This is a genomic window from Planomonospora antibiotica (assembly GCF_014647955.1).
Taxonomy (GTDB): Bacteria; Actinomycetota; Actinomycetes; order Streptosporangiales; family Streptosporangiaceae; genus Planomonospora; species Planomonospora parontospora.
Window position 1 is genome coordinate 40,022 of sequence record NZ_BMQE01000027.1, and the last position, 21,536, is coordinate 61,557.

A 21,536-nucleotide genomic window follows, 5' to 3' on the forward strand; every position below is an offset into this window, starting at 1 on the left:
GTTCCCGGTCGGGGCCGCCGGACCGCGACCGGCGGTGCGCCGCCCGCCTGACGGGCGGCGCGCCGGGTTAGGGTGGCGCGGTGGACGCGATCGATGTGGACGTGCCGGCGCTCGACCGCGCGCACGTGTGGCACCCGTACGCCTCCGTCCCCCCGCAGGTGCCGGTCCACCAGGTGGTGCGGGCCTCCGGGGTGCGGCTGACGCTCGCCGACGGGCGCGAGCTGGTCGACGGGATGTCGTCGTGGTGGGCGGCGATCCACGGCTACGGCCACCCGCGCCTCGACGGCGCCCTGACCGCGCAGCTCGCCGACATGGCGCACGTCATGTTCGGCGGGCTCACCCACGAGCCCGCCGTACGGCTGGCGCGCACGCTGGCGGAGATGACCGGGCTGCCGAAGGTCTTCCTCGCGGACTCCGGCTCGGTGGCCGTCGAGGTCGCGATCAAGATGGCCTTCCAGTTCACCGGGCGGCACCGCCTGCTGACGGTCAGGGGCGGCTACCACGGCGACACCTTCGGGGCGATGGCCGTCTGCGACCCGGTGAACGGCATGCACCACCTGTTCTCCGGTGCGCTCCCGCAGCACGTGTTCGCCCCCCGGCCTCCCGCGGAGCATGACGAGGCCTACCTCGCCGAGCTGGCGGAGACGGTCGCCCGGCACGCCTCCGAGCTGGCGGCGATCATCGTCGAGCCGGTCGTCCAGGGCGCCGGTGGCATGCACTTCTACCATCCGGCCCACCTGCGCCGGCTCCGCGAGCTGGCCGACGAGCACGGCCTGCTGCTGATCGCCGACGAGATCGCCACCGGATTCGGCCGGACCGGTGAGCTGTTCGGCTGCGACCACGCGGGGATCCGGCCCGACATCATGTGCGTGGGCAAGGCGCTGACCGGCGGCTACCTGTCCCTGGCGGCGACGCTGTGCACCGAGCGGGTGGCGGCGGGCATCGGCACGCTGATGCACGGGCCCACCTTCATGGGCAACCCGCTGGCCGCGGCCGTCGCCAACGCCTCCCTCGGCCTGCTGGCCGAGCGCCCCTGGCGGGAGGAGGTCGCCCGGATCGAGCGGGGGCTGACGGCGGGCCTGGCCGGGGCGGCGCACGCCCCCGGGGTGAAGGACGTGCGCGTGCTCGGCGCGATCGGCGTGGTCGAGACGCTGGAGCCGGTCGACGTCGGGCGCGTCCAGGACACCGTCATGCGGCACGGCGTCTGGCTCCGGCCGTTCGGCCGGCTGATCTACACGATGCCGCCGTACGCCACGGGGGACGTGGACCTGGCGCGGATCACGGCCGCGATGACGGCTGCGGTTGCGGATATCGGCCGGGACGCCTGACGACCCGGTAGAGCACGGCGCCGCCGACGTATCCGGCGGTGATGAGGACCAGCACGGTCAGCGACCTGCCGTCGGCCGGGAGCAGCGCCGCCGCGCAGGCGGCGGCCAGCACGTAGCTGCCGTTGAAGAGCATGTCGTAGATCGAGAACGCCCGGCCGAGGTAGGCGTCGTCGACGTCGCGCTGGACGGCCGTGTCCGCGCAGATCTTGACGCTCTGCCCGGCGATGCCCAGCACGAAGCCGGCCGCGGCGAACCCCCACTGCTGGAACGTCGCGCACAGCCCCAGCGTGAGCACCCCGGCGGTGACGAGCATGGCCGGGACCCAGCGGTGCAGCCCGAACCGCTCGGTGGCCCACGGGGTGACCAGCACGGCCAGGAAGTAGCCGACCCCGGAGGTGGCGACCACGACGGTGACCGCGTCCAGGGCGTCCTCGGCGCTCTCGGCGAAGTAGTAGCGCGAGAGCATGACGAGCATCGCCGTGCACATGCCGTACATGAAGCGGTGGGTGGCCATCGCGCCCATCGCGGCGGCGGCGGCGCGGTGGCCCGCGATGTGCCGCGCGCCGTCGACGAGGCCGCTGACGACGTGCCGTACGGCCTCGCGGGCCTGCGGCCGGTCCGGGTCGTAGGCCGGGCCGAGCAGCGCGCGGTCCATGGTCCGGGCGATCAGCGCGCTGAGCCCGAAGATCAGGCCGGAGATCAGCAGGAGGACGGCGATGCCCTGGTCGTCGCTGCCGAGGACCTTGCGGAGCAGGATGCCCGTGCCCGCGCCGACGAAGGTCAGCACGGTGCCGGAGGTGGGGGTGACCGCGTTGGCCACCATCAGCCGGTCGGCCGGGACGACGTGCGGGAGCGAGGCCCCGAGCGCGGCCAGGAAGAACCGGTTCACCCCGAGCACGCAGAGCGCGGCGGCGTAGAAGACGGCGTCGGGGGCGCCGCCGGCCAGCAGTGCCGCGGTGGCCACCAGCAGCACGCCCCGGACCAGCGGCGCGACGACCAGGATCCGCTGCCGGGACCAGCGGTCGATGAACACGCCGACGAAGGGCCCCAGGATGGAGTACGGCAGGAACAGCACGGCCAGGCCGACGGCGATCTGGACGGCGCTGGTGCTGGTCTCCGGGCTGAAGAACGCGAATCCGGTCACCGCGAACTGGAAGATCCCGTCGGAGAACTGGGAGACCAGGCGGGTGCCGTACAGCCGCCGGAAGTCCCGACCTTCCAGGACGACGCGGAGATCGGAGAGGAATGACACGGGCTCAGCCTACGTGCGGGACGGGCGCGGGGGATCGGGGATGCCCCTGAGACCACCGAACGGCAACCATGTGACATATATGGACTTTTCGCGCGTGTTGCCGAGTGGGCGTGATGAGCAGACATGATCACGTACTCTCGATCCGTGACACCTGATGAACACGTCGTGCTCGTCGACATCGACGGGAACGCGGTCGGTACGGCGCCGAAGGCGGCGGTGCACGGCCCCGACACCCCCCTCCACCTCGCCTTCTCCAGCTACGTGTTCGACGGGAGCGGCAGGGTGCTCCTCACCCGGCGGGCGTCGCACAAGATCACCTGGCCGGACGTGTGGACCAACAGCTGCTGCGGCCACCCCCTGCCGGGCGAGTCGACGCACGACGCGGTGGTCCGGCGGCTGGACTACGAGCTCGGGCTCACGGTCGTCGCGGCGGACCTGCTGCTGCCGCGCTTCTCCTACCGGGCCGTCATGGACAACGGCGTCGTCGAGCGCGAGCTCTGCCCGGTCTACCGGGTCGTCGTCGACACCGGGGCCGACACCGCGGCCGCGCCGAACCCCGACGAGGTCGGGGAGGTGCGGTGGACGCCGTGGCAGGAGTTCGCCCGGGGGGTGCTCGACGGGAGCCTGGCGATCTCCCCGTGGTGCCGGGAGCAGGTGCCCCACCTCGACGGGCTCGGCGCCGACCCCCTGCGCTGGCCCGTCGCCGATCCCGCCGCCCTCCCGCCTGCGGCGCGCTGACTCCGTGAACGGTGGCGGGAATCTCCGGGAGACCGCCGCCGTTGTCGCCGACGCGGCCCCGCTTCCGGGAACCGCCCGGACGAGACGCGCCGTACCCGGCCTGCAAAGACGACGCTCCTGCATCGGAGGGAGCCGTCATGGCCTGGATCATGATCATCGTCGCCGGCCTGTTCGAGGTCGCCATGGCCTATTCGCTCAAGCTCAGTGACGGGTTCTCCGCACCGCTGCCGAGCATCGGCTTCGCCGTCTCGGCCGTCCTCAGCTTCGGACTCCTCGCGCTCGCCCTCAAGAGCCTCGACGTCGGCACGGCCTACGCCGTCTGGACGGGCATCGGTGCCGTCGGCACCGCCACGCTGGGCATGATCGCGCTGGGCGAGGACGTGTCCCTCATCAAGATCGCCTCGATCGCCCTCATCCTCTGCGGCGTCGTCGGCCTCAACCTGGCGGGCGGCGGCCACTGACCCCGTCCGAAGCACCGGGCCCCACCTGCCCGCCGAACCATGCGGACCATCCGGCGAACCCCGTCAGTAGAGGTCGGCCAGTGTCACCAGGACGACGTCGCCGCGACGCCGGGCCTCGGCCTCCAGGTCGGCGGTGAAGCCGTTCCTGGCGAAGATCACCAGCTTGGCGTCCTCCGCCGGAACGCGCTTGGCGGTGATGACCGCCCGGAGGTGCTCCAGCCGGTGCAGGTCGGCGCTGCCGCGGGGCTCTGCGGTGTACTTCGCCTCGCCCAGCACACTCACCGCCGGACTCTTCGACCGGGCCTGCTCTCCCGGACCCAGCATGATCACATCGATCTGGTGGCTCTTCCGGCACTCAGGGCACGAGATCGTCGTCTCCCCGACCTCACCGCCGCCGTCCAGGCCGAGCCGCTCCAGGCCGTAGACCCGGGTCCAGCGGCGGCAGACCTCCACGAAAGCCGGTCCGAGGATCTTGGACTGGACCGTGTCCCGTGCGGCGGTCCAGACCGCCTCCGCGTTTCCCAGTTCGGCGTCGTGGACGCGCGGCTGCACCACCAGGTGGTGGAACCGGAGCAGGGGGTCGCTCAGGTGGTAGGAGATCTTGCGCTGGTAGAGCACGTCCTCCTCCTTGGCGATGATGCGCGACTCCAGCAGGACGCGCAGCGGGTGTTCCAGCGCGGTCGCGGGCCGCTCCATCCGGGCGCCGATCTTCGTCGGCGTGGTGTGGCCCTGGGCGATGTGCTGGAGTACGGTCTGGTAGAGGGAGCGGTCGACCATCCGGGGGTCCTCCCGCAGCACGTAGGAGGGCTCGTCGTAGAGGGTGCCGTCCGGGGTCACGACCTCGTCCATCACCCATCTCTCCACGTCGGCGGGGGACGACAGCGGCTGCCGCCCCGCGACGCCGCGCCGGTAGCCGGGCGTGCCTCCGACGAAGGCGTAGAGGTGGAAGGCGGCCTCGGGGTCGGAGACGCGCCAGTACTTCGCGGTCAGCCGGTAGTCGAACGGGAACATCCGGATGTTGTAACTGGAGCGGCCGAACAGCGGGCGGTTGCCCGAGAGCAGGTCGTACATCACGGAGAACGTCGAGCCGCAGAGGATGAGGCGTACGGCCGGCGCGGTCTCGTCCTGGTGCTCACGGAAAGCGGACCGGTCGTACAGCTTCTGGACGACGCCCGAGAGCATGGGCGCGCCCGCCAGCAGGAAGGGATACTCGTCCAGGACGAGGAGCTGGGGGCGGCCGGTGGCGAGGGCGCGGGTGCGAAGCTCCGCCAGGCACTCCTCCAGCGCGGGTTCCCAGTCCCGGTAGACGGTGGACTCGATCCTCGACGCCGGCCAGCCCGCCCATTCCCCCAGCGTCGTCCTGAACCGTTCGAGGGCGAGCAGCCGGTCGTCGTCGGGCAGGGCCATGTGGTACAGGCCCTGGAAGGCCTCGGAGAGGTGGGAGAGCACGAAGCTCTTGCCCTGGCGGCGCCTGCCGTACATGACGCTGAGGTGCAGCCCGGGATACGGGCCCATGAACCTGTCCAGCAGGCTCCACTCGAAGTCCCGCGCGAAGATCGCGGACGGTTTCTCCACGTCTGGCTCATAGCCCATAGTCCAGTTATATTAACCAGGGTAGGGGCTAGAAAGATCGTTCTTTGGAAAAGGAGGAGCCCTCCGTCCCGGGAGGGGCGGAGGGCTCTCAGGGCGGGGAGGTCAGCGCTCGACCTCGCCGCGGATGAACTTCTCGACGTACTCGTGGGCCTCCTCGTCGGAGTACTGCTCCGGCGGGGACTTCATGAAGTAGGAGGAGGCGGAGAGGATCGGGCCGGCGATGCCCCGGTCCAGGGCGATCTTGGCGGCGCGGACGGCGTCGATGATGACGCCGGCGGAGTTGGGGGAGTCCCACACCTCCAGCTTGTACTCCAGGTTCAGCGGGGTGTCGCCGAAGGAGCGGCCCTCCAGGCGGACGTAGGCCCACTTGCGGTCGTCCAGCCACGGCACGTGGTCCGACGGGCCGATGTGCACGTCGGCCTTGGCCATCTCGTGCGGGATCTGCGAGGTGACCGACTGGGTCTTGGAGATCTTCTTGGACTGCAGGCGCTTGCGCTCCAGCATGTTCATGAAGTCCATGTTGCCGCCGAAGTTCAGCTGGTAGGTGCGGAGCAGCTCCACCCCGCGGTCCTCGAACAGCTTGGCCATCACCCGGTGGGTGATGGTCGCGCCGACCTGGGACTTGATGTCGTCGCCGACGATCGGCACGCCCGCGTCGGTGAACTTCTGCGCCCACTCGGGGTCGGAGGCGATGAACACCGGCAGCGCGTTGACGAAGGCCACCTTGGCGTCGATGGCGCACTGGGCGTAGAAGCGGTCCGCCTCCTCCGAGCCCACCGGCAGGTAGGAGACCAGCACGTCCACCCGGGCGTCCTTGAGCGCCTGCACGACGTCGACGGGGGCGTCGTCGGACTCCTCGACCATCTCGCGGTAGTACTCGCCGAGGCCGTCGAAGGTGTGGCCGCGCTGCACGGTCACGCCGGTCGGCGGCACGTCGCAGATCTTGATGGTGTTGTTCTCCGAGGCCACGATCGCCTCGGACAGGTCGCGGCCGACCTTCTTGGCGTCGACGTCGAACGCGGCGACGAACTCGACGTCGCCGACGTGGTAATCGCCGAACTTGACGTGCATCAGGCCCGGCACCCGGGTGCCGGGGTCGGCATCCCTGTAGTAGTGCACGCCTTGCACGAGCGACGCGGCACAGTTGCCTACACCGACAATGGCTACGCGCACCGAACCCATGGCACTCGCTCCCCTTAGTCCTGTTTGATCAGTTGTCCTCCGGAGCGGCGGGCCGCTCCGGACCATCGGTTCCGGGCGAGGCCGCCCGGGACGTGTCTTCGTGCGCCGGCCGCGGTTCGCCGCCCGCGGCGGAGCTCCGCCGCCCGGTGTCCGGCGCCGCGCTCGCCGCGGATCCCCGCCGCTCGGTCTCGATCAGCTCGTTGAGCCACCGCACCTCGCGCTCGACCGACTCCAGGCCGTGGCGCTGGAGCTCCAGGGTGTAGCTGTCCAGTCGCTCGCGCGTGCGGGCCAGGGCCGTGCGGACGGCGTCGAGCCTCTCCTCCAGGCGGCTGCGGCGCCCCTCCAGGATGCGCAGGCGCACCTCGGCCTCGGTGTGCCGGAAGAAGGCGAAGTGGATGCCGAAGCTCTCGTCCTCCCAGGCGGACGGACCGGCCTGGGTGAGCAGCTCCTGCAGCCGCTCCTTGCCCTCGGCGGTCAGCCGGTAGACGATCTTCGACCGGCGGCCGGTGAGGGGGACGGCGCTCTCGGGGGCGGGCTCCTCCTCGACGATGAGCCCGTCCGTCAGCAGCTGGCGCAGGCACGGGTAGAGCGAGCCGTAGGAGAAGGCGCGGAACATGCCGAGCAGGGCGTTGAGCCGTTTGCGCAGTTCGTAGCCGTGCAGCGGGGTCTCGTGCAGCGACCCGAGCACGGCGAGCTCCAGCACGCCGCCTCGTGAACCGGCCACTGGAACCACCACCTCTCGCGCCGATGTATCGAGCCGATACATCAGGAGGATACGTCGGCGCGACATACTCGGCAACGGGCGACTTTCCCAAGGGGTTGGGAGCAAACGCAAAAAAGCCGTAGTCTGGCCGTTATGTGGTCACAGCGAGCGGTGGTGGGCTCAGGCCCGCGCGCGCTCCCGACCGCCGATGGGCACGGGGAATTTCACGTCTGCGCAGGAGAGACCCGTCGCGGTTGCTCCCGGAGCCGCTCGGGGGGCGTATTCGCCCCCGGGAACGGAGATCCCCCCGAAGAGGTCGGCTACTAGTGAGCCAAGGTGCTGAGATGTCCCCTGCCTAAGAGGTAATCTCACCCGCGCCTGCACGCCGTCGTAGACCCCGATGACCGAACGAGGACGCGTTGAGTTACAGCAGCAGCCATGACCCGGAGCCGAGCGGGCCTCAGCAGCGCCCGGACGGATCGGCTCGTCAGGGGCGGCGCCGTCGCTCGAACCCGGGAGCCGCCGCTCCCCGTACCGTCCCCCCGGGCCCGCCGTCCCAAACCGGCGACCCGAACCGAGGTCTGCCCCGGTCGCAGCCGTACGCGCCGCAGGGTCAGGAGCCCGACCCGAGGTACGGCGCGCCCGCACCCGGGCAGGGCCGGGGAGCCGATCCCCGGTACGGCGCGGCTCCGCAGGGCCGCGGCCCGGATCCGCGACCCCCGGCGGGCCCCGACCCGCGGCAGGGCCATGCTCCGGGCGGACCGGGCGGACCGGGCGGACCAGGTGGACCAGGTGGACCGGGCGGACCGGGCGGACCGGGTGGACCGTCGGGCCCTGCCGGCCCGGGTCCGGGCCGGGCGGGCGGGGCGGGCGGCGTGCGCCGCCAGGACACCGATCCGCGGGGCCGCCGTCCCGAGGCGGCCTTCGAGGACACCCAGTCCATGATGGCGGCGCAGGCCGCCGGGGGCGGGGGCGGCCGCCCGCCGGGCGACGGCGGCGGGCGGGGCAGGCGGGGCCGGGGCGGACGCGGCTCCGGCGGGCCGGGCGGCTCCGGTGGGCCGGGCGGGCCGGGCGGACCCGAGGATCACTTGGCGGAGGACGAGCCCGGCCGCAGGGGCTGGAGGCGTTTCGTCCCCAGCTGGAAGATCGTGCTGGCGAGCTTCACGATCCTCACCGCGGGCGTCTTCGGCATGATCGCCGTGGCCTACGCCAACACCCCCGTCCCCGAACTGCCCAAGGACGACGTGAACGACCGGGGCAGCGTCATCTACTACCGGGACGGCAAGACCCGGATCGCCACGATCGGTGTCAAGCGCACCCCGGTGGAGTACAAGCAGATCCCCCGGCACGTCCAGGACGCGGTGATCGCCGTGGAGAACCGCAGCTTCCGCGAGGACAGCGGCATCGACTTCAGCGGTATGGCCCGATCGGTCTGGAGCACCGTCAGCGGCACCCAGATCCAGGGCGCCTCGACCATCACCCAGCAGTACGTCCGAGGTTACTACGAGGGCATCAGCAAAGACGTCTCCATCAAGCGGAAGATCACCGAGATCTTCGTCGCGGTCAAGGTCAACAAGCAGCTGACCAAGGAGGAGATCCTCACCCGGTACCTCAACACCATCTACTTCGGCAGGGGCGCCAACGGCATCGAGGCCGCCGCCAAGGCGTTCTTCGGCAAGCACGTCTGGGAGCTGAGCGTGCCCGAGGCGGCCTACCTCGCGGGCCGCATCCAGAACCCGAGCCGGTTCGACACCCTGGAGGAGGACGGCAACTTCGCCGCGACCAAGGAGCGCTACGAGTACGCGCTCAGCGGTATGAACCTGATGAACCCGGGGGCGTACGGCAAGTACGCCGAGGCGCCGTTCGAGAAGCTGAAGTTCGAGGAGGTCAAGTACGCCGAGGTCAACAAGGGCCTCAAGGGCTACATGCTCGACATCGTGCGCCGCGAGCTCGATGCGCGCGGCTTCGACAAGGAGCGGCTGGAGACCGGCGGGCTCCGGATCGTCACCACCTTCGACAAGGACATGATGATCGCCGCCAAGAAGACGGTGAACGCCAGGACGAAGGGCCTCGACCCCACCATCCACGCCTCGGTGGCCTCGGTGGACCCCAGGAACGGCCGGGTGCTCGCCTTCTACAGCGGTGACGACTACACCCAGGACTTCAACAACCGCGCGTTCGACTCCCTCAAGCAGGCCGCCTCGGCGTTCAAGCCGTACGTGCTGGCCGCCTGGCTGGAGGCGGGCTACTCCCTGGACAGCTACGTCGACGGCAAGAGCACCATCGAGATGCCCGGGACCAAGCCGATCAGCAACTCGGGCAAGCAGAACTTCGGCCCGATCAACATGGTCAAGGCCATGGCCAGCTCGGTGAACACGGTCTTCGTCCAGATGGGCGAGAAGGTCACCCTGGAGAAGGTGGCCGAGGTCGCCAAGTCGGCCGGCGTCGGCGAGCGGGCGAAGACGCACCCGTCCTACGGCGGGAAGAACTCGGTCGACTGGGCGGTGGACAACCACAAGTACGCCGTGACCATCGGCAGCGCCGCGGTCACCGCGGTCGAGCAGGCCGCCGGTTACGCGATCTTCGTCAACGAGGGCAAGCACGTGAAGTGGCACACCGTCAGGGAGGTGAAGGGCCCGGACGGGACCCTGCTGGCGGCGGAGCAGAAGCGGCCCGAGCAGGTGATCAGCCCCGAGGCGGCGGCCGACGCGACCTTCGCGATGCAGTCCGTGGTCAAGGGCGGCACCGGCACCGCCGCGAACCTGGGCGTGCGGCCGGTGGCCGGCAAGACCGGCACCAACAACGAGTACAAGGACGCCTGGTTCGTCGGCTTCACCCCGCAGCTCGTCACCGCGGTCGGCATGTCCAAGGACGTGCCCTACGACAGGCCGCGCGACAAGCCCGGGCGCAAGCGGATCAAGGTCAACGAGTTCGGCCAGGTCGCCAACCCCGAGAAGTACGACGGCAAGCCGATCTACTGGGACGAGGAGCCGATGCCCTCCTTCATCGGCGGCGGCGGCACCCCCACCCAGATCTGGCACGACTACATGGCCGCCGTGACCGCCAAGGACGAGGTCAAGCAGTTCCCGCCGAAGGCCGGGGTCGGCAGCGTGAACAACCTGGCCACCCCGAAGCCGTCGCCCACCCCGACGCCCACCATGGACGGCGACGGCGACGGCGACGGCTGGCCGGGTGATGGCATGCCGGAGACGCCCGACGGGATGCGGTGCGCGCCGGGTGACTGGGCGTGCGAGACCGGGGCCGACGGAGGTCCCCCGGACATCGACGACGGCGGCATCGGCGACAGCGGCGGCGACGGCGGCGGTGACGGCGGCTTCGACACGAACGTCGGCGGCACCCCGCCGGCGGTCACGCCCAAGCCGACGCCGACGCCGAGCGGCCGGCGGTCCTGATGGGCGCCCGGACGACGGAGGACCCGCTGCCGGAGTCGCTGACGGACTTCGGCGCACGGGCGGTGCCGTACCTGCCCCTGGCCCTGTTCGCGGGGCTGGGGGCGGTCCTGGCCTACGTGTGGAAGTGGCCGTGCCGCTTCGGCGGGGCCTGGAACCACGGCACGCTCCAGTTCACGAACTTCTGCTACACCGACATCTATCCGCTGTGGTGGAACGAGAAGCTCAACGAGGGCATGGTCCCCTACGTCGACTTCCCGGTGGAGTACCCCGTGGGCATCGGGGCCATCATGGAGTTCTTCCGCCGGATCATCCCCGGCGACGCGAACACCACGGCGGCCGGGACGGTGTTCTACGACCTGACCGTGATCCTCATGGCGGTCTGCCTGGTCGTCGGCGTGCTGCTGATGGCCGCGCTGGCCGGTCCGGCCCGCCGCTGGGACGCGCTCTGGTACGCCCTGGCGCCCGCCCTGATCCTCGCCGCGTACATCAACTGGGACCTGGCGGCCAACGCCCTCGCGCTCGGCGCGCTGCTCGCCTGGGCCAAGCGGCGGCAGTGGCTCGCGGGCGCCCTGCTGGGCCTGGCCATCGCCACGAAGTTCTACCCGCTGATGTTCCTCGGCCCGCTCTTCCTGCTGGCCTGGCGGACGGGCCGGTGGAAGCCGTTCCTGCAGACGGCCGCCGGTACGGCGGGCGCCTGGCTGGCCGTCAACGTCCCGGTGATGGTCTTCGCCTTCGACGGCTGGAAGCGGTTCTACGTCTTCAGCGAGGAGCGGCCGGCCGACTGGGGCTCGCTCTGGTACTTCTTCAACCAGAAGCAGTGGCCGATCGTCGGCGACGCCGACCGGCTCGACACCCTGGGCGTGCTGTCGCTCGCCGCGTTCTGCGCGGCCATCGCGGTGCTGGCGCTGACCGCCCGGGAACGGCCCCGGCTGATGCAGCTCTGCTTCCTCACCCTGGCCGCCTTCATGCTCACCAACAAGGTCTGGTCGCCGCAGTACGTCCTGTGGCTGATCCCCTTCGCGGTGCTGGCCCGTCCCAACTGGAAGCCGATCGCGCTCTGGATGGCCGCCGAGTGCTGGTACTTCTTCGCGATCTGGCTGTACCTCGTCGGGATCCAGGAGGGCAACGAGCACCTGGGCATCGCCGGTGACACCTACTTCACCGCCGTCTGGGGACGCGCGATCACCATTCTGATCATGATGGCCTTCGTGGTGCGGGACGTCCTCCGGCCGGACGGGGACGCGGTCCGGCGGGACGGGAGCGACGACGTCTCGGGCGGCGTCTTCGACGGCGCCCCCGACCGGTTCCGGGTCGCCCTCACCTGACGCAGCAGCGCACAGCGCCGACACCGCGAAGGAGGCCGGGGAGGCCCGTGGACGAGACCGACGAGACCGCCGGTGCCGCGAAGGGGGCCGCCGGCTCCGGGGGTGAGAGCGCCGGGACCGTGAAGGGGGCCGCCGGGTCCGGGGGCGAGGCCGTCCGACGGTCCGCACGGACCCCGCAGATCGTCGGAGCGGAGGCGCTGGCGCTCTGGGTCGCCTCCCGCCTGGGGATCGTCGTCCTCGCCGCAGCGTCCGCCCAGGCCCTGCTGGCAGAAGGAGGGACCGTTGCGCCGTTCCCGGAGCGCTGGAAGCACTGGGACGCCGGCCTGCTCGCCGTCGTCGCCGAGCACGGCTACGGCGGCGACCCGTCGCGCGAGCCGGACGAGGGGCTGCCCGCCTTCTTCCCGGGCATGCCGCTGGCGCTGCGCGCGGTGAGCCTGATCACGGGCGACTGGTGGCTCGCCGGGCTGCTGATCTCCCTCGTGGCCGGGGCCGTCGCGGTGGTCGCGCTGGCCCGGCTCGCCGAGTTCGAGGGGCCGCCCGGCGCGGGGTGGCGGGCGGTGCTGGCGCTGCTGCTCTGGCCGATGTCGGTGTTCCTGTTCGCGGGCTACAGCGAGTCGCTGTTCCTGGCCTTCGCGATCCCCGCCTGGCTGGCCGCCCGGCGGGGCCGCTGGCCGCTGGCCGTACTGCTCGCGGCCGGGGCGTCCTGCGTGCGCATCACCGGCCTGTTCCTGGCGCTCGCCCTGATCGTGGAGTTCGCCGTGCAGCGCCGGCCGCTGCGGGAGGCGCCCTGGCTGGCGGTGCCGTTCCTGCCGCTGGCCGCCTACTCCGCCTACCAGTACGGGCGCACCGGCGACTGGATGGCGTGGAAGACCGCCCAGGAGGCCGGGTGGGGCCGGACGATGGTCTGGCCCTGGGAGTCTCTGTCGGCGACGTGGGACTCGGCCATGGGCGACGGGCAGTTCGCCTGGGCGTTCCGGATGGAGCTCGCCGGGGCGGCCGTCGGGGTCGCGCTCGTGGCGGTCCTGCTCCTGCTGCGCCGGTGGAGCGAGTTCGTCTACGTGGGGCTGCAGGTGGGGGCGCTGATCTGCTCGGCGTACTATCTGTCGATCCCGCGCTCGGCGCTGCTGTGGTGGCCGCTCTTCCTGCTCGTCGCCCGGGCCTCCACCCCGGGACCGCGCTGGCGGACGGGGGTCGTCGCCGTCTACGCGCTGGTGCTGGGGCCGCTGGCGGTCTTCCACACGATGAGCTTCATGGAGGGCGCCTGGGTGGGATGACCGCCCTTACCCCTTTTCGGGGAAAAGTAATCCAGGGAAGTTATCCACAGGCTGGGGACAACTCCCCGCGATCGTGGATCAGAGGTTCTTCCTGAGGAAGGCGATGTCCTCGGCCTGGCCGGCGGCCGGGGTCTCCAGCACGATCGGCGCGTCCGCCCGCCGGCACACGTCGAGGATGAGCCCGGGGTCGATGGTGCCCGCGCCGAGGTTCGCGTGCCGGTCGGCGCCGGAGTCGAAGGCGTCGCGCGAGTCGTTGCAGTGGACCAGGTCGATGCGGCCGGTGATCGCCATGACCCGGTCGACCACGTCGGACAGCTCCTCGCCCGCCGCGTGCGCGTGGCAGGTGTCCAGGCAGAAGCCCACGTCGAAGCCGTCCAGCGCGTCCCACAGCCGGGCGATCCGCTCCAGCTTCCTGGCCATCGCGTTGCCGCCGCCCGCGGTGTTCTCGATGAGCACCGGCACGGGGCGCTCCTCCATGCGCTCGAACACCTTGCGCCAGTTCTCGAAGCCCTTGGCCGGGTCGTCGCCCGCCCCCACGTGCCCGCCGTGCACGACCAGGCCCTTGGCGCCCAGCTCGGCCGCGGCGGCCAGGTGCGCGGCCAGCAGCTTGCGGCTGGGGATGCGGACCCGGTTGTTGGCGGTGGCCACGTTGATCACGTAGGGCGCGTGGACGTAGACGTCGACGTCGGAGCCGACGATCTCGCGGGCCCGCTCGCCGACGACCGGGCCCTTCCAGCCCTGCGGGTCGCCGAGGAAGAACTGCGCGACCTCGGCGCCGCGCGCCCTGGCGGAGGCGAGGGGGTCGTCCGAGTCGACGTGGGCTCCGATACGTGGCATGCGCCGAGCCTAGCCGTTCCTCACCATCGGGCCAGGGCTGCGGAACCGGCCGTTTCGGCGGGCCGTCCGGGGGCAGCCGCGAGGATGCGTCCCCCCGCCGCCCTCCCCCCGGCGGCCCGGCCCGAGGAGTCGAGAATGGCCCCCTACCGCTACCGCCGAGGCATCAGTCTTGTCGGCCTCATCTACATCCTGATCGGCCTCTACGTCGCCTGGGTCCACGAGTACATCACCCCGGCGCTGCTGAGGGACATCGCCGAGGCGCTGCTCGCGGTCCTGCTCTGGTTCCTCGTCCTGCTCGGCGTGGACCTGCACCTGGGCGGATAGCCGCCCGGCCCGGCCGCCGCACGGCGCCGCGGCCGGGCCCGTCCGGGGACGCCGCCGGGCACCGTACGGCGGTGTGGACCGGACCCGTGCCGGTCGTCGCACCGGCCGCCGTACGGCGGGCGGCCCCCGCGCGGCGTCACGGGATGAAACCGCCGTGGTAGACGCCCAAAGCCACCCCCACGAACGAGGCCACGATGCCGACGATGTTGAGCGCACGCTCCGGCGTCGTGGCCGAGACGTACTGCGAGTAGAAGCCTCCCCAGAAACCGATCAGGCCCAGCCAGGACGCGGCCACGTGCGCGGCCGTGAAGATCCCGCACACGAAGGCCAGCAGTCCGACCGCGAACGTGGCGAGGCTCAGGCCGTTCTCCAGCGGATGGGGCTCGCCGTCGCCGCCGAGCGGGAGCCTGGCGAACTTCGGTGCCCGTCTGCGGGTGGGACGAGTCGCTTGCGACATGAATCATCACCCCTTTCCCCCTGGTACGGGGTTCCCGTGGAACGTCCACCCAACCCTTGACACACTGGTAGGCTGGCTCGGCTGCGTTGTATGGGGGCGTGTGCTGTGAGCCGCCCTCCCCGTGCCGGGCGCCGAAATGGGCGCACGGGACGAAGACGTCAGCGTCCTCCTGTCACGGCACGGTGTCGTGACCGCAAGAGTCCAGAGGAGGTTGGAAGTCAGCATGCGTCGTTACGAGATGATGGTCATCCTCGACCCTTCGCTCGATGAGCGCACGGTGGCCCCTTCCCTCGACCAGTTCCTCACGGTGGTCCGCAACGACGGCGGCACCGTGGAGAAGGTCGACGTGTGGGGTCGTCGTCGGCTGTCCTACGACATCGCCAAGAAGCCCGAGGGCATCTACGCCGTGATCGACATGACCGCCGAGCCCGCCACGGTCAAGGAGCTCGACCGGCAGATGAACCTCAACGAGGGCATCCTCCGCACCAAGGTTCTCCGTCCGGACGTGCACTGACCCCGGCTTTTTGTCGGGCGGCAGCCGTACTCTGAGCCGATAACCAGCCGAGGCCGCAGGAAGGGCACGCTAGCCATGGCAGCAGGCGACACTCAGATCACCATCGTCGGCAACCTCGTCGACGACCCGGAGCTGCGCTTCACCCCCGCGGGGCAAGCGGTGGCCCGGTTCCGCATCGCGTCCACTCCGAGGTTCCTGGACAAGCAGACCAACGAGTGGAAAGACGGCGAAGGTCTCTTTCTGACCTGCAACATCTGGCGGCAGGCGGCGGAGAACGTCGCCGAGAGCCTCCAGCGCGGCATGCGGGTCATCGTCCAGGGGCGGCTGCGCCAGAGGTCTTACGAGACCAAGGAAGGCGAGAAGCGCACGGTCTACGAGGTCGAGGTCGACGAGGTCGGCCCGTCCCTGCGCAACGCCACCGCGAAGGTCAACAAGACCGCCCGTCAGGGCGGCGGCGGTGGCGGCGGCTTCGGCGGCGGCCCGGCCGGTGACCCGTGGGCCTCCGCCGCGCCCGCCCCCCAGCAGGGCGGCGGTTACGGCGGCGGGAACAACTACGGGGGCGGCGGCCCGCAGGGCGGCGGCGGCTTCGGCGGCGGCCCCCAGCAGGGCGGTGGCTTCGGCGGCGGCGGCGACTTCAGCGACGAACCGCCTTTCTAAAGGGGACGATCCGCGGGGGCCCTCCCGGCCGCCGCGATCGCGCCCACCCAGTCCCAGTATCCGCAGCGACCATTCCCGCCTGACGGCGGGGCTCTGAAAGGAGCACCACGATGGCCAAGCCGGCACTGCGCAAGCCGAAGAAGAAGGTTTGCCTGTTCTGCCACGACAAGATCTCCTACGTCGACTACAAGGACACGGCGCTGCTTCGGAAGTTCATCTCCGACCGCGGCAAGATCCGTGCCCGCCGGGTGACGGGCAACTGCACCCAGCACCAGCGTGACGTGGCGACCGCTATCAAGAACGCTCGTGAGATGGCGCTCCTGCCGTACATGAGCACCGCGCGCTAAGGAGGTCCGGACCAATGAAGCTCATTCTCACCAGTGAGGTCACCGGCCTCGGTGCCCCCGGCGACATCGTCGAGGTCAAGAACGGCTACGGCCGCAACTACCTGCTCCCCCGCGGCTTCGCGATCCTGTGGACGCGCGGCGGCGAGAAGCAGATCACCTCGATCAAGAAGGCGCGCGACGCCCGCGAGATCCGCGACCTGGGCACCGCCCAGGAGGTCGCGGGCCGGCTCAAGTCCCTGAAGGTGACCCTGAAGACCAAGGCCGGCGAGTCCGGCCGCCTCTTCGGCTCCGTCACCACGGGCGACATCGCCGAGGCCGTCAAGGCCGCCGGCGGCCCCGAGCTGGACCGCCGCCGCATCGAGATCCCCTCGGGGATCAAGAGCCTCGGCTCCCACCGGGTCAACGTCAAGCTGCACCCGGAGGTCTCCGCGGCCCTCGACATCGAGGTCGTCGGGGCCTGACCGCAGGCATGAACGAGGGCCCCTCCCCGGTCTTCCGGGGAGGGGCCCTCTTCTCGTGTGCCGGTGCGTCCGGCGTCCCCGGCGGGGGCCCGGCGTGTCCTGTTGGGCGCGGTGGCTTCGGCGGGCGTCCGGCGTGTCCCGGCGAACGACCGGTGCGCCCCGGTGGGTGCGGTGCCTCCCGCGGGGGCCCGACGTGTCCCGGCGGGCGTCCGGATCCGGATGCCGGGCCCGTGCACCGGGTGCGGGGAGGCCGTTCATCCCCTGGTGGGCGCCGTACGTAGAATTCGGAGGTCATCGCTCTCCCCGGAGGTCTGTCATGGTCCGTCCCTCTCTGCTGCTCGCGCTCGGTGCCCTCGCGGCGACCGCGGTGGCCTGCGCACCGGTCTCGGACACGGCGGGCCAGGCGAGCACCTCCGCCCCCGTCGGCTCCCCGGCCGCGGACGCCTGCGCCAAGGGCGCGCTCGCGCTGAAGACCCCGGGCAAGCTGACCGTCGGCACCGACAAGCCCGCCTACGAGCCCTGGTTCAAGAACGACGACCCGTCGAGCGGCGAGGGCTTCGAGAGCGCCGTGGCCTACGCGGTGGCCGGAAAGCTCGGCTTCGCCCCCGGCGAGGTCGTCTGGGAGACGGTGCCCTTCGACGCCGCGTTCGCGCCCGGCGCCAAGAAGTTCGACTTCGACGTCAACCAGGTCTCCATCACCCCCGACCGGGCCAAGGTCGTCGACTTCAGCAAGGGCTACTACACCGTCAAGCAGGCCGTCGTCGCGGTCGAGGGCTCGAAGTTCGCCTCCGCCAAGGACCTGGCATCGCTGAAGGAGGCCCGGATCGGAGTCCAGGTCGGCACCACCAGTCTCCAGGCGGTCAAGGACGTCATCCGGCCCACCACCGACCCCAAGGTCTACAGCCAGCAGGTCGACGCGGTGAACGCGCTGAAGAACAAGCAGGTGGACGCGATCGTGGTGGACCTGCCGACGGCGTTCTACGTCACCGCCGCGCAGGTGGAGGGCTCCGCGATCGTGGGCCAGTTCGACGCCGCCGGCGGCGCCCCCGAGCAGTTCGGCCTGGTCTTCGAGAAGGGCAGCCCGCTGGTCTCCTGCGTCGACGCGGCCATCGAGGAGCTCTCGTCCTCCGGCGAACTGGAGAAGATCGAGAGCACCTGGCTCGGCTCGGCCGCGGGCGCCCCGGAGCTGAAGTGACCCGCCGAGGGGCCTGCGGGCGCGCCCGGACCGCCCTCGCCGTCCGACCGGATCCGCGGCCCGGCGGTTCCGCGCGGGTCAGGTGCGGTGTTCCCGCCCTGGTCCGGCCCGGTGTTCCCGTCCCGGTCCGGCCAGACGCATGAGCGAGCGCACCTGGGTCAAGAGCGAGCGGCAGGTCCAGCGAGAGAGGGTCCGCCGGAACCGGGCGGTCCGGTCCGGCACGGTCGCCACGGTCTCCACGATCGCCTTCCTCGGTGTGCTGGCGGCGGTGGTCACCGGCTCGCCGGGCTGGCCGCGGGTCCGGGAGACCTTCTTCGACACCGAGGCCTTCGCCAGGGCGTGGCCGGACGTGCTCGCCGGATTCTGGACGAACGTCCAGATCTTCCTGATCGCCGAGCCGATCATCCTGGTCCTCGGCCTGCTCGTCGCCCTGGCGCGGAACCTGCGGACTCCGGCCTTCTTCCCGCTCCGGGCGCTGGCGGTGGCCTACACCGACGTGTTCCGCGGGGTGCCGACCATCCTGGTGATCCTGCTGGTCGGGTTCGGCATCCCGGCGCTCGGGCTGCAGGGCGCGCCCACGGACGAGATCACCCTCGGGGTCGTCGCCCTCGTCCTCTCCTACGGCGCGTACGTCGCCGAGGTGTTCCGGGCGGGCATCGACTCGGTCCATCCGAGCCAGCGGGCCGCCGCCCGGTCCCTGGGGCTGAGCCACGGCCAGACGATGCGCCACGTGGTGCTGCCGCAGGCCTGGCGCCGGGTCGTCCCGCCGCTGCTCAACGACTTCGTCTCGCTGCAGAAGGACACCGCCCTGGTCTCGACGATCGGTGTGGTCGAGGCGCTGCGCCAGGCGCAGATCTACGCCGCGAGCACGTTCAACTACACCCCCACCCTGGTGGCGGCGCTGCTGTTCATCGCGCTCACCATCCCCATGGCCCGCCTCACCGACCACCTGGCGGCCCGTTCGCAGAGGCGGCGCGGAGCATGAGCCTGCTGACCATCGAGGGCGTCTGGAAGAACTACCACGGCCACAGCGTGCTGCGCGGGATCGACCTGTCCGTCGAGGCGCACGAGGTGGTCTGCCTGATCGGCGCCTCGGGCTCGGGCAAGTCCACGCTGCTGCGCTGCGTGAACCTGCTGGAGACCGTCGACGACGGTGTGATCCGCCTCGACGGCGCCGACATCACCGATGTCAGGACCGACGCCGACGAGGTGCGCAAGAGCGTCGGCATCGTGTTCCAGGCCTTCAACCTGTTCCCGCACATGACCGTGCTGGACAACATCACGCTGGCCCCCCGCCGGGTGCACGGGACCAGTCGGGCCCGGGCCGAGGAGGAGGCCCGGGAGCTGCTGGCCAGGTTCGGCCTGGCGGACAAGGCGGGCGCCTACCCCGACCGGCTCTCCGGCGGCCAGCAGCAGCGCGTGGCCGTCATCCGGGCGCTGGCCACCCGACCCCGCCTGATGCTGCTCGACGAGGTCACCTCGGCGCTGGACCCGGCGCTGGTCGCGGAGGTCCTGGAGATCATCAGAGAGCTCAAGGCGGGCGGGATGACGATGATCCTGACCACCCACGAGATGGGCTTCTGCCGGGAGATCGCGGACACCGTCTGCTTCCTCGACGACGGGGTGCTGCTGGAGCGCGGCACCCCCGAGCAGATCTTCACCGATCCCAGGGAACCCCGGACCCGGGAGTTCCTGCGGACGGTGCTCGACGCCCGCCGCCTGTGAACCCCTCCCGATCGACGTCCGCCGCCGGTGAGCCCCTCCCGCTCTGCGCCCGCCGGTGAACCCCTCCCGGCGGACCTGGCGGGCTCCTCCGCCGCGGAGCCGGTCCGGTCCGGCGGGTCAGCGGCGGTGCCGCCCACGGGACTCGAAGGCGGGGTCGGCGGGCGGACGGCCGTCGGCCAGCACGCTGTTGCGCCTGCCGTACAGCAGGTAGACCAGCATGCCGAAGGCCATCCAGGCGGCGAAGTACAGCCAGGTGACGACCTGGAGGTTCACCATCAGCCAGAGGCTCGCGAGGATCGACGCGACGGGCACGTACGGGGAGAGCGGGGTGCGGAAGCCCCGAGGCAGGTCGGGCATCGTCCGGCGCATCCGCATCACGCCGGCCGCCGCCGCGACGAACACGCACAGGGTGCCGATCACGACCAGCGGCTCCAGGGTGAGCACCGGCACGAACTCGGCGAGCAGGATCGCCACCCCGCCGATGACCAGGGTGGCCCTGGTCGGGCTGTGGTAAGCACGGTTGATCTTGGCGAGCGACCGGGGGAACAGCCCGTCGCGGGCCATGGAGAAGATCACCCGGGTCAGGCCCACGAGCAGCACCAGGACGACCGTGGTGAGGCCGAGCACCGCGCCGATGTTGATGACGTGGACCATGAAGCCGTCGCCCGTGCGGCGGAAGGCGCTGGCGAGCGGGGCGCCCGGGTCGATCCTGTCGTAGGAGGTCATGCCGACCATGACCACCGCGACCGCGATGTAGATCACCGTCGTCGCCACCAGGCTGCGGATGATGCCCCGGGGGATGGACCGGGGGGCGTCCTCGGCCTCCTCGGCGGCCGTCGCCACGACGTCGAAGCCGATGTAGGCGAAGGTGATGGTGGCCGAGGCGGCGAAGATGCCGAACCAGCCGAACGCGGTCGTCTGGCCGAAGACCAGGCCGAGGAGCGGGGAGTCCAGGGTGTCCGCGGCCGTCTCGACCGGCGCGGACGGCACCGGGATGGCGGCCAGGTTGCGCTGGTCGAAGTGGACCGCGCCGACCACGATCACCGCCCCGACGGCCAGCAGCTTGGCGATCACGATGATCCACAGGGCGCGCAGGCCGACCCGCGCGCCGAGCGCCACCACCCCGGTCAGCAGCACCAGGATGAAGAGGGTGAACAGGTCGAAGCCCTCGACCTGGCCGATGACCCCGGAGAGCGGCCCGGGGATGGGAACACCGAGGTCGGCCAGCATCTGGGCGGCGTAGAGCGACCAGACGCGGGCCACCACCGCCGCGGCCACGAGCAGTTCCATCACCAGGGCCCAGCCGACGATCCAGGCCCATACCTCGCCGAAGATGACGTAGGTGAAGGTGTAGGCGCTGCCGGAGGCCGGCATGGCGGACGACAGCTCCGCGATGCAGAAGGCCACGAGCAGGCTCGTGATACCGGCGATCATGAACGAGAGGACCACGCCCGGTCCGGCCATGGTGGCCGCCTGCCGGCCGGCGAGGCTGAAGATGCCCGAGCCGATCATGACGCCGATGCCGAGCACGATGAGGTCGGCCTGCCCGTAGGACTTGGCCAGGCCGTGGCGTGCGCCGGTCCAGCGGTCCACCGCTTCGCTCGGCGGGAGGCGGCGGGTGATCGACGGAGAGCGGTCCTCGGACACGGGGCGACCAATCAGCTCGGAGCAACATCCTTGTTGCCGGACTTGTTCACAGTGCCGCAGGGGGTCAGCCGGTACAAGAGGCGAGCGATCACGTGGTGGACAC

21 protein-coding genes and 1 riboswitch are annotated in these 21,536 nt (G+C 71.1%); of the genes, 14 read left to right on the plus strand and 7 right to left on the minus strand.

Features of this window, described 5'->3' with window-relative positions:
* Nucleotides 1-80 precede the first annotated feature (80 nt).
* Nucleotides 81-1,328, plus strand: coding sequence for an adenosylmethionine--8-amino-7-oxononanoate transaminase (locus IEZ06_RS22965; RefSeq protein ID WP_229798575.1), 1,248 nt, complete (start codon nucleotides 81-83; stop codon nucleotides 1,326-1,328).
* Here the strand turns inward: IEZ06_RS22965 and IEZ06_RS22970 are convergent.
* Nucleotides 1,279-2,580, minus strand: coding sequence for an MFS transporter (locus tag IEZ06_RS22970; RefSeq protein WP_189238761.1), 1,302 nt, complete (start codon nucleotides 2,578-2,580; stop codon nucleotides 1,279-1,281). The two genes, IEZ06_RS22965 and IEZ06_RS22970, sit on opposite strands and share 50 nt — an antisense overlap.
* A gap of 144 nt (nucleotides 2,581-2,724) precedes the next feature.
* Between IEZ06_RS22970 and idi the strand changes: the two genes are divergently transcribed.
* Both idi and IEZ06_RS22980 read left to right on the plus strand, forming a co-directional pair.
* Nucleotides 2,725-3,318 carry an isopentenyl-diphosphate Delta-isomerase gene (gene idi / locus IEZ06_RS22975; protein WP_373293912.1) on the plus strand — a complete coding sequence of 198 codons (594 nt, stop codon included), beginning with the start codon at nucleotides 2,725-2,727 and terminating at the stop codon, nucleotides 3,316-3,318.
* Between the two features lie 55 nt (nucleotides 3,319-3,373).
* Nucleotides 3,374-3,436: riboswitch (guanidine-III (ykkC-III) riboswitch) on the plus strand.
* A 19-nt stretch (nucleotides 3,437-3,455) separates the two neighbouring features.
* Entirely contained in the window at nucleotides 3,456-3,779 is a 324-nt protein-coding gene (locus IEZ06_RS22980; RefSeq protein ID WP_189238763.1) for a DMT family transporter, read from the plus strand.
* 63 nt (nucleotides 3,780-3,842) lie between these two features.
* Here IEZ06_RS22980 and IEZ06_RS22985 read toward each other — a convergent pair whose 3' ends face one another.
* The 3 genes from IEZ06_RS22985 to IEZ06_RS22995 all read right to left on the minus strand — a co-directional run bounded on the left by IEZ06_RS22985 (nucleotide 3,843) and on the right by IEZ06_RS22995 (nucleotide 7,278).
* A complete protein-coding gene (locus IEZ06_RS22985; RefSeq protein WP_189238764.1) occupies nucleotides 3,843-5,372 on the minus strand; it encodes an AAA family ATPase in 1,530 nt (509 codons plus the stop codon).
* Nucleotides 5,373-5,474: 102 nt separating this feature from the next.
* Entirely contained in the window at nucleotides 5,475-6,554 is a 1,080-nt protein-coding gene (locus IEZ06_RS22990; protein WP_189238765.1) for an inositol-3-phosphate synthase, read from the minus strand.
* Nucleotides 6,555-6,582: 28 nt separating this feature from the next.
* A complete protein-coding gene (locus IEZ06_RS22995) occupies nucleotides 6,583-7,278 on the minus strand; it encodes a PadR family transcriptional regulator (RefSeq protein ID WP_203871947.1) in 696 nt (231 codons plus the stop codon).
* Nucleotides 7,279-8,132: 854 nt separating this feature from the next.
* Here IEZ06_RS22995 and IEZ06_RS23000 point away from each other — a divergent pair.
* Genes IEZ06_RS23000 through IEZ06_RS23010 form a run of 3 tightly spaced genes read left to right on the plus strand, consistent with a single transcriptional unit; the run spans nucleotide 8,133 to nucleotide 13,269 of the window.
* Nucleotides 8,133-10,670, plus strand: a complete 2,538-nt coding sequence (locus IEZ06_RS23000) for a transglycosylase domain-containing protein (protein WP_229798582.1) — start codon at nucleotides 8,133-8,135, stop codon at nucleotides 10,668-10,670.
* Nucleotides 10,670-11,995 carry a glycosyltransferase family 87 protein gene (locus tag IEZ06_RS23005; protein ID WP_189238768.1) on the plus strand — a complete coding sequence of 442 codons (1,326 nt, stop codon included), beginning with the start codon at nucleotides 10,670-10,672 and terminating at the stop codon, nucleotides 11,993-11,995. Before IEZ06_RS23000 ends, IEZ06_RS23005 begins: the two co-directional genes overlap by 1 nt.
* 47 nt (nucleotides 11,996-12,042) lie before the next feature.
* The gene (locus tag IEZ06_RS23010; protein WP_229798577.1) at nucleotides 12,043-13,269 is read left to right on the plus strand and encodes a mannosyltransferase family protein; all 1,227 of its coding nucleotides are present in this window, start codon (nucleotides 12,043-12,045) and stop codon (nucleotides 13,267-13,269) included.
* Between the two features lie 78 nt (nucleotides 13,270-13,347).
* On the opposite strand, the gene IEZ06_RS23015 is transcribed toward IEZ06_RS23010, so the two are convergent.
* Entirely contained in the window at nucleotides 13,348-14,106 is a 759-nt protein-coding gene (locus IEZ06_RS23015) for a deoxyribonuclease IV (RefSeq protein WP_189238769.1), read from the minus strand.
* A gap of 135 nt (nucleotides 14,107-14,241) precedes the next feature.
* On the opposite strand from IEZ06_RS23015, the gene IEZ06_RS23020 reads away from it, so the two are divergent.
* A complete protein-coding gene (locus IEZ06_RS23020; protein WP_189238770.1) occupies nucleotides 14,242-14,430 on the plus strand; it encodes a hypothetical protein in 189 nt (62 codons plus the stop codon).
* A 136-nt stretch (nucleotides 14,431-14,566) separates the two neighbouring features.
* On the opposite strand, the gene IEZ06_RS23025 is transcribed toward IEZ06_RS23020, so the two are convergent.
* On the minus strand, nucleotides 14,567-14,887 hold the full coding sequence (locus tag IEZ06_RS23025; protein WP_189238771.1) for a hypothetical protein: 321 nt from the start codon (nucleotides 14,885-14,887) through the stop codon (nucleotides 14,567-14,569).
* Nucleotides 14,888-15,110: 223 nt separating this feature from the next.
* Here IEZ06_RS23025 and rpsF point away from each other — a divergent pair, with 223 nt between their 5' ends.
* The 7 genes from rpsF to IEZ06_RS23060 all read left to right on the plus strand — a co-directional run bounded on the left by rpsF (nucleotide 15,111) and on the right by IEZ06_RS23060 (nucleotide 19,786).
* A complete protein-coding gene (rpsF, locus tag IEZ06_RS23030; protein WP_068900348.1) occupies nucleotides 15,111-15,401 on the plus strand; it encodes a 30S ribosomal protein S6 in 291 nt (96 codons plus the stop codon).
* Nucleotides 15,402-15,476: 75 nt separating this feature from the next.
* Nucleotides 15,477-16,058, plus strand: coding sequence for a single-stranded DNA-binding protein (locus IEZ06_RS23035; RefSeq protein WP_189238772.1), 582 nt, complete (start codon nucleotides 15,477-15,479; stop codon nucleotides 16,056-16,058).
* 110 nt (nucleotides 16,059-16,168) lie between these two features.
* Nucleotides 16,169-16,405 carry a 30S ribosomal protein S18 gene (gene rpsR / locus IEZ06_RS23040; RefSeq protein ID WP_012895699.1) on the plus strand — a complete coding sequence of 79 codons (237 nt, stop codon included), beginning with the start codon at nucleotides 16,169-16,171 and terminating at the stop codon, nucleotides 16,403-16,405.
* A 14-nt stretch (nucleotides 16,406-16,419) separates the two neighbouring features.
* Nucleotides 16,420-16,866, plus strand: a complete 447-nt coding sequence (gene rplI, locus IEZ06_RS23045) for a 50S ribosomal protein L9 (RefSeq protein WP_189238773.1) — start codon at nucleotides 16,420-16,422, stop codon at nucleotides 16,864-16,866.
* Nucleotides 16,867-17,182: 316 nt separating this feature from the next.
* Nucleotides 17,183-18,061 carry an ABC transporter substrate-binding protein gene (locus IEZ06_RS23050; protein ID WP_189238774.1) on the plus strand — a complete coding sequence of 293 codons (879 nt, stop codon included), beginning with the start codon at nucleotides 17,183-17,185 and terminating at the stop codon, nucleotides 18,059-18,061.
* 139 nt (nucleotides 18,062-18,200) lie between these two features.
* Complete coding sequence (locus IEZ06_RS23055; protein ID WP_189238775.1) at nucleotides 18,201-19,046, plus strand: amino acid ABC transporter permease; 846 nt, start codon at nucleotides 18,201-18,203, stop codon at nucleotides 19,044-19,046.
* A complete protein-coding gene (locus tag IEZ06_RS23060; RefSeq protein WP_189238776.1) occupies nucleotides 19,043-19,786 on the plus strand; it encodes an amino acid ABC transporter ATP-binding protein in 744 nt (247 codons plus the stop codon). The genes IEZ06_RS23055 and IEZ06_RS23060 overlap by 4 nt, the downstream gene beginning before the upstream one ends.
* A 117-nt stretch (nucleotides 19,787-19,903) precedes the next feature.
* Here IEZ06_RS23060 and IEZ06_RS23065 read toward each other — a convergent pair whose 3' ends face one another.
* Entirely contained in the window at nucleotides 19,904-21,433 is a 1,530-nt protein-coding gene (locus IEZ06_RS23065) for an APC family permease (RefSeq protein ID WP_189238777.1), read from the minus strand.
* Nucleotides 21,434-21,536 lie beyond the last annotated feature (103 nt).